3 protein-coding genes, 1 pseudogene and 1 CRISPR repeat array are annotated in these 4,389 nt (G+C 44.2%); all 4 genes and pseudogenes read right to left on the reverse strand.

From position 1 onward, the window contains the following. Window positions 1-27 precede the first annotated feature (27 nt). A CRISPR array of direct repeats spans window positions 28-1,316; the repeat unit is 28 nt; unit sequence ATTCACCGCCACATAGGCGGCTTAGAAA. Between the two features lie 416 nt (window positions 1,317-1,732). After that, window positions 1,733-2,281, reverse strand: coding sequence for an N-acetylmuramoyl-L-alanine amidase (locus RTP55_RS07175; RefSeq protein WP_312385229.1), 549 nt, complete (start codon window positions 2,279-2,281; stop codon window positions 1,733-1,735). Window positions 2,282-2,308: 27 nt separating this feature from the next. Then, window positions 2,309-2,560, reverse strand: coding sequence for a hypothetical protein (locus RTP55_RS07180; RefSeq protein WP_312385231.1), 252 nt, complete (start codon window positions 2,558-2,560; stop codon window positions 2,309-2,311). Then, the gene (locus RTP55_RS07185; protein ID WP_312385232.1) at window positions 2,557-3,042 is read right to left on the reverse strand and encodes a hypothetical protein; all 486 of its coding nucleotides are present in this window, start codon (window positions 3,040-3,042) and stop codon (window positions 2,557-2,559) included. Before RTP55_RS07185 ends, RTP55_RS07180 begins: the two co-directional genes overlap by 4 nt. Window positions 3,043-3,259: 217 nt before the next feature. Further along, window positions 3,260-4,389 (reverse strand): annotated as a pseudogene (locus tag RTP55_RS07190) (hypothetical protein); the annotation flags it as partial.

A 4,389-nucleotide genomic window follows, 5' to 3' on the forward strand; every position in this document is an offset into this window, starting at 1 on the left:
GGAATTTATTAGTTCACATTAGTAAACATTCACCGCCACATAGGCGGCTTAGAAACAAGTGATAACCGCGTCAAATTTATCCTTAATATTCACCGCCACATAGGCGGCTTAGAAAACTGATTGACCTGACAGCCGCAGGGCAGACGCATTCACCGCCACATAGGCGGCTTAGAAATTTGTGGAATTTATTAGTTCACATTAGTAAACATTCACCGCCACATAGGCGGCTTAGAAAAGTCTATCTTCTTCATGTTGCGTGAGGATACTATTCACCGCCACATAGGCGGCTTAGAAATTGCACAGTCAAAACGCCAGTAACCGCCATCTTATTCACCGCCACATAGGCGGCTTAGAAAAAAGCTGAATATGAGCGTCGTCAAGCCAACTTATTCACCGCCACATAGGCGGCTTAGAAAGTATTGGTGCATATCCACCATGTCAGGCAACAATTCACCGCCACATAGGCGGCTTAGAAATGTGTCCTTCACGCTCAATTTGCGAGCCAACGATTCACCGCCACATAGGCGGCTTAGAAAAAGCGCAGTAGATAGCCAATAATTAAGCGTAAATTCACCGCCACATAGGCGGCTTAGAAAAGTATGGTGAGCGTTTGGAAGTTCCCCAGCGCATTCACCGCCACATAGGCGGCTTAGAAACAAAGGTTGCCCCTACTCTATCGACGAGATGGATTCACCGCCACATAGGCGGCTTAGAAAGATAACTTTCTAGGTTTGTCCAATCCACTCGAATTCACCGCCACATAGGCGGCTTAGAAACATAGGGGGTATACCCCAATAAAATCAACAAAATTCACCGCCACATAGGCGGCTTAGAAACGTGACGTTGCGACCGTGTATGCCGAGCAATTATTCACCGCCACATAGGCGGCTTAGAAAAATAGGAAAACACAACATGAAACAATTAAACAATTCACCGCCACACAGGCGGCTTAGAAATATAAAAAAACCCCCTTTCGGAGGTTAACAGGATTCACCGCCATACAGGCGGCTTAGAAAAACCAGCGTGACATAAAGGTACACTCCCAGCGATTCACCGCCACACAGGCGGCTTAGAAACTGGAGTGTGTTTGTATGAGCTTTAATCATGCCTTCACCGCCACATAGGCGGCTTAGAAAACCGTAAAAGAAAACTAATCGAGTAAACAACACTTCACCGCCACATAGGCGGCTTAGAAAGCCCTGCCGTGGTCTTAGCGTTCATTTGGTGCCTTCACCGCCACACAGGCGGCTTAGAAAGTCCTGTGTCAAATGCAACAATGACAAACACACTTCACCGCCACACAGGCGGCTTAGAAAGCTTTGATAGTAGGCTTGCAGCTTTTCCCCTTCTTCACCGCCACACAGGCGGCTGAGTCTTAATTAGTAAAACAGTGAAGTTTATTTATTTTTACTAAAGTGACCAAAAACAAGTGGGTGTGAAATTAAAAGTCTTAAAAAAATGCGTGGTCACCAAATGGTCACCTTTTGGTCACCATTCAATTTCTGTAGTAAAAAAGGTGCCCAAAAACACAAAAGTGGTCAAAATTTCAATTCTCGAAAAACCACGTAAACCCTTGATATCACTGCAATAAAAAAACCCCAATCAATCGACTGGGGCTTTTGGAATATGGTAGGCATAATCTGACTCGAACAGACGACCCCCACCATGTCAAGGTTGTTTAAATTTAATAAATACAATAACTTATTTTAAATTGGCGTAATTTTGGCGTAATTTAAGCCGCGCATGGCAAGCCAAAATGCTCAGTGATAACATCGGCTAACTCACGCGCAACCAGCCACTTTTTGCTTTGATAGATTGCTAGCTCTTTTGGATTGCTGATAAAAAACAACTCTAATATGATGCCGCCACCGCTGACGTACGCCAAACGACTATGCTGACCGCTAGATTGGTCTTTCCAGCCGCCAGCATTGCCGCGAACGGGAATGCTCATCACGTCACTGATTGCACTGCAAAGTTTTTGGCAAATTGCCTTGTCTTTTGGCTGTGCCAGTGCCTCTACACCACCCGCTTGACTAGATGATGCCGCATTGCAATGTATCTCAATTGCCAAGTCGCTGCCGGGAATTAATCGCAGCGCTTGGCGCAAAGATTGGTTATCGTTACCATCGCCATCGGTGCGTACTTTTACCCCTGCTCGCTCCAGATAGAGTTTGAGCATGTTACGCATGTCAGTTGCGATATACGCCTCTGTGATGTTGCCATTGACTGCACCTAGGTCACCGCCGCCGTGACCCGCTGTGATTGTTACTGTTTTTGTCATACTTTATCCTTATAAAATAAAACCGCCTTAGTTGGCGGTGTGGTTTTTGATAATGATGTTGATCGTAATGATGAGTATCAGACATCGCACAATTACTGTCCAAACCACTGGCTCAAACCCTGTAGAATCGGCAAGTGCGAGCAACAGATAAATTGCGACAAATAAAACAAAGTTAAACACATTGAGCCGTTTCGTTGTGCAAACTTTGTGTGATAGCAGTGCGTAAGTGCAAATAACCAAACCGACAAACGGCACAGCGTCATTGATAAAATCAATCACTTAGCACCTCCCAAAAAATCTGCAATGCTTTTAAACTTACTGATTAAAAACTGCTTAACCGTATCTTTAACCGCATCTAACAGCTCTTTATCGCCAAGCAGCTCAAAGATTAAATGCAGTAAAATTGTGCCAGCTAAGCCGCCAAAAAATGCAGTTATCATCAAAAAAAGTACACTCGGCGTGCTCACTGCCACGGGCAAAATCAAAAATGTGATGACAAGCCCGGCGAGCATGGCAGTTGCCACTTTCGACCACTGACTACTATCCAATTTTTTAACAAAATCGACGCGCAGCGATAGCAATGCACCAATGAAACAAAGTACGATTGATGCTATCAAAAAATACTTGTACTCGATTTGCAGTCCCAAATATTGATGCCGTGTTGATAGCTGTATCGCTATACTAACCGCACTTGCAACTGTACTAGCGGCAGCTAATACAGCAGACTGAGCAATTTTTATTGCTATGAGATTTTGCGGCATAACGCCTCCTTAAAATGAAAAACCCACCGAAATGGTGGGTTTGTCGTTCCACTGATTGTTGTACCAATACCATGCGCGGTCGTAGTTAGGTGGTTGAGTCAATGTAAAGTCCAATCTTTCTATATCTACTGCAAGCATAATACTATCTATATTACCTACTCTCTGGTTTCTAATAGAACCATCTGAGTTTAATATATAAATTGTTATACTATCCATATTACCTCTTTAATGATGTTGCTTTGAAAAAATAACCCGCAGAACCAATTTTAGCCCCGTTACTTGTAACTTTAATTTGAATCTTTGTACTGCCTGTGGCGGCAGAACTCACCAAGAATGGGAAAAACATACTTGGGTAATAGCCAAATGTGCCTGCCATAGTCCACCCATTTTGTGACACATCATTCACAAAACACTCAACAGTAAAGCTACCAGAGCCTTCGGGGTTACAGCTAATAAGGCTAAATTCAACACTTACGGATGTCCCCCCAGTAATAAGATAAATAGCATCTGTAAATGCACTTTTTCTTGCATCAAAAAATGTTGTTTGATTGACTGCCGATGTGACTGACACCGATTGCCCTGCAAGTTGAAGTGTATCAACCTGTGCAGTTCCGATATTGACACTCTTAATCTCACCTTGACCAATTTTTGCACTCGTAATAGTTGCGTCCGCTATTTTAGCAACATCAATCGAGCCATTTTTGATAAACGCATTATCCAGATAAGTCCCAGCAGGCACGGTTACGCCATTGATGGTTGTTGGTGTAGTTTGCACTGCGAACGGTAAAACACCTTTATCTGCACCAGTGGGCGGTGCGATATAAAACTGGTCTGCGCGCACGGCAAACGCTGATACACCGTTGCTACTCATCAAGCCAATGCCAGAGACAATGCCACCTGTTTGGACTTTGATGGTGTGCTGAGCGTACACACCATCAATCGATTGCTGTTGTGTTTGGATTGATGCTGTATTGCCGTTTACCGTGGTTTGCACAGTGTCAATGCGATTAGATAACGCACTATCTGCGTTTACCCTTGCGGTTTGTTCAGTTTGTATCGCTGCGTTAGCTGTATTAGCGGCAGACTGTGCATTATCAGCCTTGCTAACAGCCGTGTTAGCCGTGCTTTGCGCGGTGCTAACAGATGCTTGCAAACCACTGATTAATGATGCTTGACTGCTTGAGCTGGTAGATAACGTGGATAGTTGACTGCTAACCGTTGCTTTATTGCCTTGATAGTCACTGTTTAAAGTATCAATACGGCTAGATAGCGCACTATCTGCGTTTACCCTTGCAGTTTGCTCGCTAGTGATGGCAGCGCTATTGCTGTTAAAGCCGGCGGTGAGTA

This window comes from Moraxella sp. CTOTU47579 (genome assembly GCF_032004885.1).
GTDB lineage: Bacteria > Pseudomonadota > Gammaproteobacteria > Pseudomonadales > Moraxellaceae > Faucicola > Faucicola tetraodonis.